Source organism: Oceanobacter mangrovi (assembly GCF_019740315.1).
Taxonomy (GTDB): Bacteria; Pseudomonadota; Gammaproteobacteria; order Pseudomonadales; family Oceanobacteraceae; genus Oceanobacter; species Oceanobacter mangrovi.
This window is the reverse complement of the sequence record NZ_JAHXZR010000007.1, coordinates 1-12,809: the sequence shown is the minus strand read 5'-3', so window position 1 is coordinate 12,809 and position 12,809 is coordinate 1. Positions and strand designations below refer to the sequence as shown.

Sequence of the window (12,809 nt, the reverse complement as noted above, 5' to 3'; positions counted from 1 at the left end):
AGATCTTTCTCATCATGAGCAAAATGTTTTTGCGCACCTATGCGACCTTGTTGCTGTCGCTGCTTGTGGTCGCCGGGGTGTGCTGGTTGACATTGAGCTGGGCCCGGCTGGTTGATGAAAAGCGTTTCTGGGAAGCGCAGTTCGGACCAGCCTGGGTCAATCTGCTGGCCCCCCAGGGCCAGCTTCGTAGCTATCAATCCAGTTTGTTCAGTGTTACCAGTGTGCCGCTGGAACGGCTGTCCGGTTTTGAACGTTATCGTTTGCAGCATGGCAATTCGATTGTCGGTGTTGATGATGACTATGTAGCCGCTCTGATTCCTCTTGTTTCGTCGCCACAATCAGGCTCGGTACTGTCGGTACGTATGAAAACCCCGCTGGCGAGTGATATCTGGCAGTCCTTTGTCAGTGTGGTACCGGGCTTGTTGCCAGTGGCGACAACCGCCGATGCCATTCAGCAGCAACGCCAGCAGCTGCAGCAGCTTACGGGGAGTGAGGTGAGTGTGCTGGAAGTGGCTGGTCAGCCACAATTCCGCTTTTCCCCGGTTGCCTATCAGGCTCCGGATCATACGGTCCGGTGGCTGGTGAATCTGGTGTTTGGATTATTGCTACTGGCGCTGGTGGTGTATCACCTGATTGCACGGCTGGAGGGGGGCTTACGCCAGCTGGAACAAATGACCCAACGGCTGGCCCAGGGCCATTTGTCGGCCCGGGCGGCCATTGATGAAACCAACTCTGTTGCCAGTCTGGCCGATTCCTTTAACCGCATGGCGGATCACATCCAGCGTTTGATCGGCATCCAGCGTGAAATGTTACGGGCGGTTTCCCATGAGTTGCGGACACCCGTCGCGCGGCTGCGCTTTGGTGTGCAGATCATGGAGGATGAAGCGGAAACGCCTTATCAGAAAAAGCAGCTCAAGGGCATGGACAGCGACTTGCACGAACTGGATCAGTTGATTGACGAAATTCTGACTTATGCGCGGTTGGAAGAAGGCGGTCCTTTGCTGGAATTTCAGCGTATTGATATTGAAGATGTTGCTCGTCAGGTGGTTGAAGAAACCCGTTTAACGGCTCGTGTTGAGGTGATCTACAAGCCAGCTGACGAAGCCGACAACGCCTGGGGTGAGGCTGAACCCAGATATCTGCATCGGGCAATCCAGAATCTGGTGGGTAATGCCTGTCGTTATGCCAGCAGTCAGGTGCGGGTCAGCTGTGTATTCACCGATAACAGTTGCCGGGTCGATGTTGAGGATGATGGCCCAGGTATTCCGGAAGATCAGTGGAGCAAGGTCTTTGTACCCTTTGCCCGGCTGGATGACAGCCGCACCCGCAGCTCAGGTGGCTATGGGCTGGGGCTGTCGATTGTGCGGCGGATTACCTACTGGCATTCCGGCCGCGCCATGGTCGGTCGCAGTGATGATCTTGGTGGCGCTCGTTTCAGTCTGGTCTGGCCGCGTTTTCATCAGGATTCCTGAGCTCCTTAGCTGGCTCAATCCCTTTCAGTTGATCAAAACAGGTTGTCACTGACAACTGCAGAAAATCATTCATAAAGGCCGCTCCCTGCTGTTCGCTGCGAATGGCGGCATAGAGGGTTGGCCAGACACCGTCACCCAGTGGCAAGGCTTTCACCAGCTTGTTTTCCAGATACGGCTGTAGTGCCCAGTTCGGCAGGCAGGCGACACCGCGGCCACTGGCCACCAGTTGCACCATCATCAGCGTCAGTTCGGTTTCCCGGGTTGCCAGTGGTTCAAGCCCTTCAGGAGTCAGGAAGCGCTGGAAGATGTCCAGCTTGCTGCGATCAACCGGATAGTGAATCAAGGTTTGCTGGAGCAGGTCGTCCGGCTGGATCTTGCTCTGACTGGCCAGCTCATGCTGGTTGGATACCGCCAGCAGCGACTGATAACGAAACAGCGGCTGATAGAAAATACGTTCATCTTCGACCGGGTCAGAGGTGATGACCAGATCGACGTCACCGCGAATCAACGCCGGCAATGGATCAAAGTTGAAAGCGGTACTGAGGTCGATTTCCACCTCGGGCCATTGATCACGATATTTGTTGATCGCTTGCATCAGCCAGTCAAAGCAGCTGTGGCATTCGATCACCATGTGCAGGCGGCCACTTTCACCATTGGCGAGTTTTTTCAGATTGAGCTCACATTGACGCAGGCGTGGCAATACCTGATCTGCGGTTTGCAGCAGTTCCAGTCCGGCTCGGGTAAATCGTAATGGGCGGGATTTCCTGACAAACAGACCTACCCCAAGACGGTCTTCGAGATCTTTTAACTGGTGCGAGAGAGCAGACTGGGTCAGGTGCAGTCTTTGGGCAGCCTCTACCAGGCTGCCGCCGTCACGCAGCGCAAGCAGGGTGCGCAGGTGTTTGATTTCCAGCATGCTGATGAATTGTGCTCATGAAGGGGCGGGCCCTTCATGATAGTTCTTCAGGATCAATTCTGGAAGCGCTGCACAATACTGGCCTGTTCTTGCGACAGTGTGGCAGACCCTGCACAGCTCTGATGAAGCAGGTCGATTTGACTATCAGCGAGATCAGACAGCTTCTGCAGTTCACTGAGGTGAGCCTGAATCTGTTCCACTGAATGGTTTTGCTCGCGCGACAGCTCGGAGTTACGTGCGGCGATGCGTTGGACCTCGATCAGTGAATTACGAATGTCAGCAAACAGATCATTCACCCGCTGGCTGCGCAGCAGGGTGTCTTCGAGGGATTCCTGGCCCTGGTTGATGGAGGCGACCGCCTCATTGGTACTGAGGTTGAGGCCATTGACAATGGTCTGGATCTGACCGGCGGACTCCTGGGTGCGTTTGGCCAGGTTGCGTACCTCGTCCGCGACCACCGCAAAACCACGGCCCTGTTCACCGGCTCGGGCTGATTCAATGGCGGCGTTTAAGGCCAGCAGGTTGGTTTGCTCGGCAATATCGGTAATCGCCTTGAGGAAACCATTCACTGCCTGAATTTCCGTTGCCAGTTGGCTAACAGCTGTTGCAGTGGATTGCAGCTTGCCTTTCAGAGCATTGGTTTCTGTCACCATGCCGGAGACTTCATCTTCACCATTGGCGGCAATCCGCAGGGTCTGATCAGTACTGCTGCGGGTATCTTCTGATGCCTCGGCGATGGCGCTGGCGTTGCCGGAGATGTGCAGGCTGTTACTTTCGACCTTGCGGGTGTATTCGTGCTGTTTGTGGACACTGTCACGGGTCTGACCTGCGCTGGTGAGTGTTTGCGTGCTGGCATCCAGTAATTCGTGAGTATTGAGGTTGATACGCACCAGGGTGGTCTGCAGACGTCGTTGCAGTGTAAACAGGGCCATTTCAACAGCCCCTTTGGTGCCCGTTTGGCCTGTGTAGATCCAGGCGGTCAGGGGATTCTGGATTACCTTTTCCGATTGCTGACTCAGACTGCTGGCTTGCTGGAGCTGGCCGAATGCAACCAGTGCAATCAGCAGACTCGACAAACCGGCGAGTAGCGCCGACGGCGAGGCCAGCCACAGCAGCACTATCGCCGCCAGGCAGAGTGCGGCGATCAGCTGTTCAACTTTCAGTTTGCTGCTGACAGGCAGCGGCGATTTTCCGGCACGCAGTCTGGCGTATGCCTGTTCTGCTCGCTGGATCTGTTCGCGGCTTGGTTTCACCCGTACAGATTCATAACCAACTACCTGACCATGTTCATAGACCGGCGTAACATAGGCATCAACCCAATAGTAGTCACCGCTTTTGGCGCGGTTCTTTACCAGCCCGATCCAGTGTTGGCCTCGTTTAAGCGTTTGCCACATGTCAGCGAAAGCTGCTTCCGGCATATCCGGATGGCGAATCAGGTTGTGTGGGCTACCAATAAGCTCATCTTTGCTGAATCCACTGATTTGCACGAACGCATCGTTGCAATGGGTGATAACCCCTTTTAAATTGGTCGATGAAACCAGAGGTTTGTCTTCTGACAGTGGTATTTCCCGGTCCGTTACCGGTTGGTTATTTCGCATGGTCAGTGCCCGGATATTTATGGTCTTAAGTACTATAGTCAATCTGGCGTGTTCTGCCGTGTTTCCCTCAAATAAGGATGTATTTGTGGCGGAATCTCAGCACCACAACATATACAGACGACAGATTCTGGCCTTGATCGGGATGGTTCTGTTCACTCTGGTATACGTTATCGGCAATCGTTTGCTGGACATTAGCCCGGTTGGTGAAATTGAATTAGTGGTTACTTTCTGGACCGGTAATTGTTTGATCAGTTATTGGTCATTGAGTGGCAAGGCCTTGCATTACAAGGATCCTGGCCTGACGCTGTTGTTTATCGGCTGGTCCATTCTGTTTGTTTCGCTGTCTATTCTGCTGTCGCCGGAACTGCGTTTTGTCATGATGCTGGCATATCTGGCGCTGTTACCGTTTGGGGTGCTTGGGATGGGCTGGCGGCCATTTATTGCTACCTGTTTTGGCGTCGCTGGTATTTATTTATCACTGATTTTCTATTTTCGAAACAGCGGATATGAATTGGCTGACTGGCGGCTGGAATTATTGGTCAGTTTATCCTTTGTATTAACGGCTCTGGCGATTGGCCTGATCGGCCGGGAAATGGTGTTATTACGGCAAGCCAGCAGCAAGAAAAGTCGTGAAATCAAGGCAGCATTGGCACGTATTGAAGAGCTTTCCTTGCGTGATGATATTACCGGGTTGATAAATCGGCGTTCTTTTGTGCGTGCATTAACGGGTGAAAAAGCCCTTCATAATCGTGAGGGTAAAGCCTTTGTTGTGGCTTTAATCGATGTTGATCAACTCGAAAGCTTGCGGGAGAACAATGGCGAGTGGTCGACGGAAACCGTAATGAGTGAGTTGGGGCAGCTAATGTTGGCCTGTGTACGGGAAGTTGATCAGGTTGCAAGCCTGGCTGTGGGGCATTTTGGTGTCTTGCTGACAGGTGCTCATTTGCTGGGGGGCAGCCAGGTGATTGAGCGTATTCGGGAGGCGATTGAACACAGCCGGTTTGACAACAACACTGTCCAGCTGACCGTATCGGTCGGAATGGTCGAGTATCGTCCACCGGAATCGATTGAGCGGTTACTGGATCGGGCGGGTTACCAGGCTTCAACCGCACAGCAGCAGGGCGGTAATCGGTTGGCGGCAGACGACGCCGCGGGATAGCTCCCGGGCGTTGCTGCAATTTCTCGCCCGCTTTTTATTGCTGGGCTTCCTTGAGCAGGAACTCCATCAGGGCTTTCTGGGCATGAAGGCGGTTTTCTGCTTCCTCCCAAACCACTGCGCGAGGGTCATCCAGCAGAGTCATGCTGATTTCTTCGCCACGGTGGGCTGGCAGGCAGTGCATAAACAGCACTTCCGGGTCAGCCAGATCGAGCAGCTGCTCAGAAACCTGATAGCCCTTGAACTTGCGTTCGCGCTCTTTTTGTTCTTCTTCCTGGCCCATGGATGCCCATACATCCGTCACCACCAGATGGGCACCAGCAACGGCTTCTTCCGGCGAGCGTGTGATGGTCACATGGCCCTGGCATTTCGTCATCATTTCCGGCTTGGGATCAAAGCCCTCTGGAGCGGCAATGCGCAGCTGAAAGCCAAATTGGCGTGCCGCGTTCATATAGGATTGGCACATGTTGTTGCCATCGCCAATCCAGGCCACGGTTTTGCCTTTGATGGATCCGCGTTGTTCCAGAAAGGTTTGCATGTCCGCAAGCAGCTGACAGGGATGGAAATCATCTGTCAGGGCGTTGATCACAGGTACCTGAGAGTATTGGGCAAACAGCTCAAGGCTGGCATGATCGAAGGTACGAATCATGATGATATCAACCATGCGAGACAGAACGCGGGCACTGTCTTCGATGGGCTCACCGCGACCCAGCTGGGTATCGCGCGGCGACAGGAAAATCGCGGAGCCGCCCAGTTGTGCCATACCGGCTTCAAAGGATACCCGGGTACGGGTGGATGATTTTTCAAAAATCATCCCCAGTACCTGGTTTTTGAATGGTTCGTAAACCTCGTGACGATGCTGCATGGCCTTGAGTTCGATAGCCCGCTGCAAAACCTGGTTCAGCTCCTCTGACGACAAATCCATCAGGGTCAGAAAGTGTCTCACGGCAATTCCTTGGTCTTTTATTCGAGTGTATCAATAAGCTCGCAGACAAGTTCTACGATCTTGTCGGCATCTTGCTTGTTCAGGTTCAGGGCTGGCAACAAACGAATGACGTTGCCTGCGGTGACATTGATCAGAATGCCTTTTTCCAGCGCCTTGGCGACCAGCTGTGGGCAGTCCTGATTCATCACCAGACCAATCATCAGGCCACGGCCGCGAATATCGACCAGCTTGCCGTTGCCTTGCAGGCGCTGACGGAAAGCCGTTGCGAGGTATTCGCCCATTTCGAGGACGTTATTACACAGGCCTTCCTGCTCAATGGTATTCACTACGGCGAGGGCGACCGCAGAACACAGAGGGTTACCGCCGTAGGTACTGCCATGGCTACCAGGTTGCAATACGTCAGCAGCGACACCGCGGGCCAGACAGGCGCCGATTGGCAGACCGTTGCCGAGACCTTTGGCGGTTGTGACGACGTCGGGTACAAAGCCCAGCTGCTGGTAAGAGAAGTAGCTGCCGGTACGGCCGTTACCGGTCTGGACTTCATCAACCATCATCAGCCATTCGTTGGCGCTACACAGCTCGCGCACACCTTGCAGGTATTCGAGGCTGGCGGTAGCCAGACCACCTTCACCCTGAACGGTTTCCAGCATCACGGCAACCACGTTGCTGTTGGCCTTGGCCACTTTGGTGAGGGTTTCCAGATCGTTGTAGGGAACCCGGATAAAACCGCCCAGCAGCGGTCCGAAACCTTCCTGTGCCTTGGCATTACCAGTCGCGGGCAGAGTGCCCATAGTACGGCCATGGAATGCCTTGGTCATTACCATGATGACAGGTTCGGAAATGCCACGCTGATGGCCATATTTACGTGCCAGCTTGATAGCGGCTTCGTTGGCTTCAGCACCTGAGTTGCCAAAGAACACCTTGTCCATGCCTGAAATGCGAGTCAGGGCATCGGCCAATTCCTGTTGGCGTTCAATACCATACAGGTTGGAAGTGTGGATCAACTGACTGCCCTGGGTGGTCAGGGCGTTCACAACCGCCGGGTGGGCATGGCCCAGGCCGGTCACTGCGATACCACACAGAGCATCCAGATAGGTTTTGCCCTCGGTATCCTTGATCCAGCTGCCTTCACCAGACACAAAGGTCACAGGCAGCCGGCCATAGGTGTTCATAATTGCTGACATACAGGATGGATTCCTTTAAACGCAAAAGGGCAGCCATGGCTGCCCGGTAGGGTTTGAATATACGAAAGCCGCTGCGGGAAGTAAACGCTTGCGGATCAACTTCGGATTTTGTGGCGTTCTGGAGCAATTTTCAGTAAGAAAATCACCAGTTATCCGAATTATATTCGGTAAGGGCTGGGTTAAATCGAATCAAACCCGGAATGAGCGTTACACAAGCAGTTGTGGATCATCCCTGACCCCGGGTGCGGGTATTGTGAGTACGCGCAGTTTTTTCAATAAACATCATGATTTTGCTGGCCACATCAATACCGGTGGCTTCTTCAATTCCCTGAATACCGGGAGAGGAATTCACTTCCATAACCACCGGGCCATGGTTGGAGCGCAGGATATCCACACCGGCGACATTCAGGCCCATGGTGCGGGCAGCACGTACCGCGGTGGATCGCTCTTCCGGTGAAATCTTGACCAGTTTGGCGGTACCGCCACGGTGCAGGTTGGAGCGGAACTCGCCCTCGGCAGCCTGGCGTTTCATGGCAGCAACAACGCGGTCACCAACCACAAAACAGCGAATATCGGCGCCACCGGCTTCCTTGATGAATTCCTGCACCATGATATTGGCTTTCAGGCCCATAAAGGCTTCGATCACACTTTCTGCGGCCTTGCGGGTTTCTGCCAGGACGACGCCAATACCCTGGGTACCTTCGAGTAATTTGATCACCAGCGGTGCGCCGCCAACCATCTGGATCAGGTCGGGAATATCGTCCGGGCTGTGGGCAAAACCGGTAATCGGCATGCCAATACCTTTACGCGACAACAATTGCATGGAGCGCAGCTTGTCACGCGAACGGCTGATGGCAACGGATTCATTCAAGGGATACACGCCCAGCATTTCAAACTGGCGCAGTACCGCGGTGCCATAAAATGTAATAGAGGCACCGATACGCGGGATCACCGCGTCAAAACCATGCAGGGCGTTGCCCTGATAGTGCATCGAAGGCTCTCTGCTATTGATGTTCATATAGCAGTGCAGGGTATCGAGGACGACCATTTCATGGCCACGCGCTTCCCCGGCCTCCACCAGTCGACGAGTCGAATAGAGTCGTGGGTTGCGCGACAGAATCGCGATTTTCATGTTAATCAGTTGCTCAGGTAAGTGTGTTCGACATCAACAACGAAGCGGCCGGCAAAGGCTTCCCGGCCAAGAAGCATAGGATAGCTCATGCTACCCCGGTGACTCAGATTCAGCTCAATCGGCCAGCATTGATCGGCCAGTTGAATCCGGGTTCGGATGACATAACGGTAGCTGCGAGAACCGTTAGAGCTGGCAATCCGTTTACGGCTGACAACCGGCGCTTCGCAAATCTGGTCGAGCGGGAGTTCTCCGCGGCGGAATAATATATGGAATCGAACCCACTCTTCTCCGTCGTGATCAAAGATCTCGATATTTTCTGCATGAATGCTGCTGGAGCAGGCACCGGTATCAACCTTGGCATGACAGATGACGCCAAGGTCGGGCAGGTTAACCTGTTCCAGGTAACCAATAGCGGGTTTAGTCATCGCTATCGGCTGTCTCGGTCGCTCCATCAGTTACTGCTGCAGAAGATGCAGTAAAATACACCTGTTTACGACGCAAGGCGGATAAATAACGGGTCCATGCCTTTTCCACATCGGATTGTGGTTGTGCATCCCCGTGACATACCTGCAAAAAACGTTCTTCAACGTCATCAGCTGGTGGCTGGCTGCCATCATGCAGAGCCTTCAGCACCGCACCCTTGCTTTCCAGAATATCAGCCTGGGCACGGGTGAAGTCTCCGGAGCGGTGGAATCCGCGCGGGAAGTTGATGTCGTCAAAAAACTTTTTAGGGCTGTCAAAACTCATGGCTTGGTTCCCCTGATAACAACTTATAAGATCCGGGTAACTGGACGCCGGGCCTGTTTCGGCGGAGTATGGTCAGCGCTACTAACGTGGTAAAACAAAAAATACTTATCGTAACGAATACATTAATTGGTTGAATGGATACTGAACTGCTCAAAACCTTTATGGAGGTTTCCCGTACCCGGCATTTTGGCCGTGCGGCGGAAAATCTGTATCTGACCCAGTCTGCGGTCAGTTTTCGGGTGCGCCAGCTTGAGAGCCTTCTGGGTGTCGAGCTCTTTAGCCGGCAGCGTAATAATATCCAGCTGACGGCGGCTGGAGAAAAGCTGATGCCGCTGGCTGAAAGCACCGTCAAACTGGAGCAGAAAATCCGTCAGGAAGTCGCTTCGGTGGATGGCCAGCAACGCCAGCTGGCGGTTGGTGCAACTCCGAATTTGTGGGATGGTTTTCTGCAACATCATGTTGCCGATCTGATCGACAGTGTTGACGGACTTGCCGTCAGTGCATTGGCTCATAGTAGTGCCAACCTGATTCGGCAGGTGCTCGAACGGACTCTCGACATGGCGTTTCTGTTTGATGCGCCCAAGGTTGATGAACTGACAACTCTGGAGGTGGCGCATCTTCCTTTATATCTGTTTAGCACCAGTAACAATGCGACAGCAGCGGACGCGGTTGGTGAAGGCTACGTGATGGTGGAGTGGGGGAGTTCGTTCCTGAATCAGCACAATCGACAGATCAAAACACAGCCGAACCAGCAGATTCTGACCAATACCGGACGAATTGCACTCGATTGCTTGTTAGCCCGCGGTGGTGCGGCCTATTTGCCAATGGCGCTGGTGGCTCCACATCTGGAGCGCGAGGAGTTATTTGTGGTTGAAGACGCCCCGGTCATTTCCCGCACTGTGTATGTCAGCTATCAGTCTAATAGTGGCATCGAGCATCTGGTGGATACCGTGGTAAGACAAATTGCTGGCGCCGCTTCAAATTCTCATCCCATACTGAAAAAACTCGACCCGGAAGAGCTGGGGCTAGGAGGCTAGATGCCACTTTCAAAAGCATTACTGGTTAAAAGCACCGGCGCTCCAGATGTTCTTGGGCTGGGGCAAGTGGATATTCCATCGCCAGCGGTTGGCCAATTGCTAATCAAGGTAGTAGCAGCAGGTTTTAATCCGCTGGATACCAAAATCCGTGCAGGTTTGGCTCCTTTGCTGAGTGACAGTCGCACTATCGGTGTTGAGATGGCCGGAGAAGTCGTTGAAGTTGGCGAGGGCGTCAATGGATTCGCGCCGGGCGATCAGGTTTTCGGGCTTTGTGGTGGTGTCAAACAATATTGGGGCGCCTGTTCAGAATATACGCTGGCGGATGCTCGCTGGTTGGCTCGTCGTCCTGCCAATATTTCACCGGAACAGGCTGCAGGTGCATCGGTTGTTGGCTTGACTGCTCTGGAGGTTATGGAGCGTTTCCCCGTTGAACCTGGCATGCCGATTATGGTGTTGGGTGCATCGGGTGGCGTTGGCCGTTGTGTGGTTCAGTTGGCGCTGGCCGCCGGAATGAATGTCACTGGAACGGCCGGTTCTCCTGAACGAATCGATGACTTGCAGCAATTGGGCGTTCAGGCGATATCCCACGCTGAGGTTGACTCGTTGATCCAGAACGGAACCACTTTTCCTTGCGTCGTTGATACTTTCGGCGGTACGGCCTTACAGCAGGCGCTAGGGTTGGCTGACTTTTACGGCGATGTGGTAACGATCAATGCTCGTGGTGAACATCAGTTGGCGCTGGCTCATGGCAAGGGCCTGGCATTGAACGCCGTGTTCAGCCTGATTCCGATACTGACAGGTAAGGGTTACGACGCTTATGGCATTCGTCTGGCAACCCTCACGCGGTTGCTAGTAGAAGGTAAGTTGTTATTGCCTGAACCCCGGGTTGTGGCAATGGCCGAAGCGAAGTCGATCCACACAGAATATGAAGCCGGAAAGCTGCGAGACAAGGTTGCTTTTGTCTGGTAAGCAACCTTGTTTCTACCGGATGGGAATCAGTCGATTCCCATCCATTTATGGGTTTGCAGGCTGATTTTCCACACCGGATTGGCCAGGCAGTAGGCAACGGTCTGAGCAGTGGGGGACGCTTGCTGTTGATCCAGCTGGAACAGTTGGATCAGTGAGGTGCTATCTGCTGTCGTGCGGACTGCCTGTTCGTCAATTGGCTGCAGGTAACGATGATCGGCTTCAATGTTCAGGAAGTCGTCAGGCTGGTTATCTGGTTGAGGGAAAACCAGTTTAAGTTCATTGCAGCGCTGCAAGACGATATTGGAAGTTCCTTTGGGGCTCAGACAGATCCAGTCGATGCCGGCTGGTAGTGGCAAGGTACCATTGGTTTCAACCGCAATTTCAAACCCCGCCTGGTGCAGCTGTTGGACCAGTGTTTCATCCAATTGCAGGGCTGGTTCACCACCAGTACAAACAACATATGGTTTTCCCTGAGACATGTCTGGCCAAAGGGAAGTCAACAGACTGATCAACTCCCTTGCGGAATAACTGCCGCCGTTCTGGCCATCGGTACCAATAAAGTCTGTGTCGCAAAATTTGCAGACAGCGGCCTCGCGGCCAGATTCCTTGCCATTCCAGAGATTGCATTTACTGAAACGGCAGAAAACCGCAGGTCTGCCGGATTGGGCGCCTTCTCCCTGTAACGTATAAAAGGCTTCTTTGACCTTATATAAAGCGGACATCTCAGGCGTCTTCGTAGGCGAGTGGGTCGGTTGTGCCGTTTAGCTCAAAAGCTTCCAGCCGCTCAACGCAGGATCCACACTTACCGCAGGCCTTTTCGCGGCCGTTGTAACAGGTCCAGCTCTTGCCGTAGTCCAGCCCCATTGCCAGACCGTCTTTCAGAATACCGATTTTGTCGGAGGTCAAGTATGGAGTGACGATTTCGACTGCCTGATAGTTGGCGATTTTCGCAACATCGTTCATGGCATGAACAAACTCAGGGCGACAATCCGGGTAGATCGCGTGGTCACCACTGTGAGCACCATAAAAGACTTTGCTGGCACCGATATCAACGGCGTAGCCAATCGCCAGTGACAGCAGAATCATGTTGCGGTTAGGCACCATGGTCGACTTCATGTTTTCGTCTTCGTAGTGACCTTCCGGGATATCAATAGAGGACGTGAGCGAAGAGCTTTGCAGTAACTGATTGATTGCAGTGATGTCGATAATGCGGTGTGGCAACTTTAATTCTTCGCACACCGATGAGGCGAAGCGAATTTCCTTACTGTGCTTCTGACCGTAATCAAAGGTGAGTGGATACAACTCATAACCTTCTTTATGGGCTTTGTGGAGAATGGTGAATGAATCCATTCCGCCGGAATAGATGACAACCGCTTTTTCAGACATGGGAACTCCAGGGTTCAGTCGCGTAGAAAAACAGTCTGCGCGACGTGTTATGGCAACAGCTCGATCCGATGAGTCGGAACCAGCCACCTGTATCAAGGCCGTTGATAATATACGAATTCGAAAAAAGTTTCCCTGGGCTATTGACTCAAAATGAGGCGTCCCTATAATGCGCGCCTCTTCACTGCTTCGGCAGCGAAGGACGGCGAAAAGAGTGTGTTTAACCGCTCGGGTCGCCGGATTCTTTTGAGTCTCCTGGATGTTTGTAG

General features: G+C 53.4%; 13 protein-coding genes. 4 read left to right on the top strand and 9 right to left on the bottom strand.

The genetic code is table 11. The features are described 5' to 3' along the window. Positions 1-14 precede the first annotated feature (14 nt). Positions 15-1,472: an ATP-binding protein gene (locus tag K6123_RS14630; protein ID WP_221799006.1), complete on the top strand. Its 1,458-nt coding sequence runs from the start codon at positions 15-17 to the stop codon at positions 1,470-1,472. Here the strand turns inward: K6123_RS14630 and K6123_RS14625 are convergent. Next, the gene (locus K6123_RS14625; RefSeq protein ID WP_221799005.1) at positions 1,435-2,388 is read right to left on the bottom strand and encodes a LysR family transcriptional regulator; all 954 of its coding nucleotides are present in this window, start codon (positions 2,386-2,388) and stop codon (positions 1,435-1,437) included. The genes K6123_RS14630 and K6123_RS14625 overlap by 38 nt on opposite strands. 53 nt (positions 2,389-2,441) lie before the next feature. Next, on the bottom strand, positions 2,442-3,986 hold the full coding sequence (locus tag K6123_RS14620; protein ID WP_221799003.1) for a methyl-accepting chemotaxis protein: 1,545 nt from the start codon (positions 3,984-3,986) through the stop codon (positions 2,442-2,444). A 142-nt stretch (positions 3,987-4,128) separates the two neighbouring features. Between K6123_RS14620 and K6123_RS14615 the strand changes: the two genes are divergently transcribed. Next, the gene (locus K6123_RS14615) at positions 4,129-5,145 is read left to right on the top strand and encodes a GGDEF domain-containing protein (protein WP_246624833.1); all 1,017 of its coding nucleotides are present in this window, start codon (positions 4,129-4,131) and stop codon (positions 5,143-5,145) included. A 34-nt stretch (positions 5,146-5,179) separates the two neighbouring features. On the opposite strand, the gene argF is transcribed toward K6123_RS14615, so the two are convergent. The 5 genes from argF to K6123_RS14590 form a co-directional block, all read right to left on the bottom strand. Then, the gene (argF, locus tag K6123_RS14610; protein ID WP_221799441.1) at positions 5,180-6,094 is read right to left on the bottom strand and encodes an ornithine carbamoyltransferase; all 915 of its coding nucleotides are present in this window, start codon (positions 6,092-6,094) and stop codon (positions 5,180-5,182) included. 11 nt (positions 6,095-6,105) lie between these two features. Next, on the bottom strand, positions 6,106-7,272 hold the full coding sequence (locus tag K6123_RS14605) for an aspartate aminotransferase family protein (protein WP_221798999.1): 1,167 nt from the start codon (positions 7,270-7,272) through the stop codon (positions 6,106-6,108). Between the two features lie 226 nt (positions 7,273-7,498). After that, a complete protein-coding gene (gene rimK, locus K6123_RS14600) occupies positions 7,499-8,404 on the bottom strand; it encodes a 30S ribosomal protein S6--L-glutamate ligase (RefSeq protein ID WP_221798997.1) in 906 nt (301 codons plus the stop codon). A gap of 5 nt (positions 8,405-8,409) precedes the next feature. Then, positions 8,410-8,829, bottom strand: coding sequence for an ATP-dependent zinc protease family protein (locus K6123_RS14595; RefSeq protein WP_221798994.1), 420 nt, complete (start codon positions 8,827-8,829; stop codon positions 8,410-8,412). Beyond that, a complete protein-coding gene (locus K6123_RS14590; RefSeq protein ID WP_221798993.1) occupies positions 8,822-9,151 on the bottom strand; it encodes a MaoP family protein in 330 nt (109 codons plus the stop codon). The genes K6123_RS14595 and K6123_RS14590 overlap by 8 nt, the downstream gene beginning before the upstream one ends. Before the next feature lie 134 nt (positions 9,152-9,285). On the opposite strand from K6123_RS14590, the gene K6123_RS14585 reads away from it, so the two are divergent. Beyond that, positions 9,286-10,188, top strand: coding sequence for a LysR family transcriptional regulator (locus tag K6123_RS14585; RefSeq protein WP_221798992.1), 903 nt, complete (start codon positions 9,286-9,288; stop codon positions 10,186-10,188). Further along, entirely contained in the window at positions 10,189-11,157 is a 969-nt protein-coding gene (locus tag K6123_RS14580; protein WP_221798991.1) for an alcohol dehydrogenase catalytic domain-containing protein, read from the top strand. Between the two features lie 26 nt (positions 11,158-11,183). Here the strand turns inward: K6123_RS14580 and queE are convergent, their stop codons facing one another. Continuing rightward, on the bottom strand, positions 11,184-11,879 hold the full coding sequence (gene queE / locus K6123_RS14575; RefSeq protein WP_221798990.1) for a 7-carboxy-7-deazaguanine synthase: 696 nt from the start codon (positions 11,877-11,879) through the stop codon (positions 11,184-11,186). 1 nt (position 11,880) lies between these two features. Then, positions 11,881-12,543, bottom strand: a complete 663-nt coding sequence (gene queC / locus K6123_RS14570; protein WP_221798989.1) for a 7-cyano-7-deazaguanine synthase QueC — start codon at positions 12,541-12,543, stop codon at positions 11,881-11,883. Positions 12,544-12,809 lie beyond the last annotated feature (266 nt).

Excerpts from the sequence above, each read along its gene's own strand:
- K6123_RS14630 (WP_221799006.1), top strand. The coding sequence starts at position 15 with ATGAGCAAAATGTTTTTGCGCACCTATGCGACCTTGTTGCTGTCGCTG.
- K6123_RS14625 (WP_221799005.1), bottom strand. The coding sequence starts at position 2,388 with ATGCTGGAAATCAAACACCTGCGCACCCTGCTTGCGCTGCGTGACGGC.
- K6123_RS14620 (WP_221799003.1), bottom strand. The coding sequence starts at position 3,986 with ATGCGAAATAACCAACCGGTAACGGACCGGGAAATACCACTGTCAGAA.
- K6123_RS14615 (WP_246624833.1), top strand. The coding sequence starts at position 4,129 with ATGGTTCTGTTCACTCTGGTATACGTTATCGGCAATCGTTTGCTGGAC.
- K6123_RS14605 (WP_221798999.1), bottom strand. The coding sequence starts at position 7,272 with ATGTCAGCAATTATGAACACCTATGGCCGGCTGCCTGTGACCTTTGTG.
- rimK (WP_221798997.1), bottom strand. The coding sequence starts at position 8,404 with ATGAAAATCGCGATTCTGTCGCGCAACCCACGACTCTATTCGACTCGT.
- K6123_RS14595 (WP_221798994.1), bottom strand. The coding sequence starts at position 8,829 with ATGACTAAACCCGCTATTGGTTACCTGGAACAGGTTAACCTGCCCGAC.
- K6123_RS14590 (WP_221798993.1), bottom strand. The coding sequence starts at position 9,151 with ATGAGTTTTGACAGCCCTAAAAAGTTTTTTGACGACATCAACTTCCCG.
- K6123_RS14585 (WP_221798992.1), top strand. The coding sequence starts at position 9,286 with ATGGATACTGAACTGCTCAAAACCTTTATGGAGGTTTCCCGTACCCGG.
- K6123_RS14580 (WP_221798991.1), top strand. The coding sequence starts at position 10,189 with ATGCCACTTTCAAAAGCATTACTGGTTAAAAGCACCGGCGCTCCAGAT.
- queE (WP_221798990.1), bottom strand. The coding sequence starts at position 11,879 with ATGTCCGCTTTATATAAGGTCAAAGAAGCCTTTTATACGTTACAGGGA.
- queC (WP_221798989.1), bottom strand. The coding sequence starts at position 12,543 with ATGTCTGAAAAAGCGGTTGTCATCTATTCCGGCGGAATGGATTCATTC.